The sequence below is a fragment of the Exiguobacterium sp. s80 genome (assembly GCF_018618725.1).
Taxonomy (GTDB): domain Bacteria; phylum Bacillota; class Bacilli; order Exiguobacteriales; family Exiguobacteriaceae; genus Exiguobacterium_A; species Exiguobacterium_A oxidotolerans.
Window position 1 is genome coordinate 1 of record NZ_JACSMP010000026.1, and the last position, 504, is coordinate 504.

Genomic DNA, 504 nt, shown 5'->3' on the forward strand with positions numbered 1-504 from the left:
ACGTGTGCCCGATGGACGGCAATGACGCGGTTCTTCGTATTGAGTAGGATGACGAGGAACACCTCACGGTCATCGTCCTGGATGAAGCGTCTCGCGACACAGAACGCGTCCTCTGGGGACGTGATGTGTGTCGTCTCGAGCGCGACGTCCGGTTCACGGACCTCTTGGCGGATACGGGTGATTTCAACGAGTGTAGTCAGTTTCATGGAAAAGCTCCTTTCGCGAGTGGGATGCAGTCCGACACGGTGCCGTCCTGTTGACGGGAACGTAGCGAGCGTCGCGAGACGGCGCAAGGGTGACCGCAGGGAAAGATCAAAAAAAGCGGACAGCGCACCGGGACGAAGGCTTCCGAAGCCCGCGAGCGAAAAGCTTTGCTTTGAGCCAAAACGCGGAGGAAGACAAGGAACGGCAGCGGCTTTTTTTGATGACCCTTGCGCCGACGAGGAGCGAGCTAGAGTACGGAAACAGGACGGCTTGCGGTCTCTTTCCATCAGACAGAGCGGG

General features: G+C 58.3%; 1 protein-coding gene. It reads right to left on the reverse strand.

The genetic code is table 11. The annotated features are described in order from the left end of the window. On the reverse strand, positions 1–206 hold a 206-nt coding region (locus KNP94_RS15815; RefSeq protein ID WP_215115965.1), incomplete at its 3' end, for a JAB domain-containing protein. Positions 207–504 lie beyond the last annotated feature (298 nt).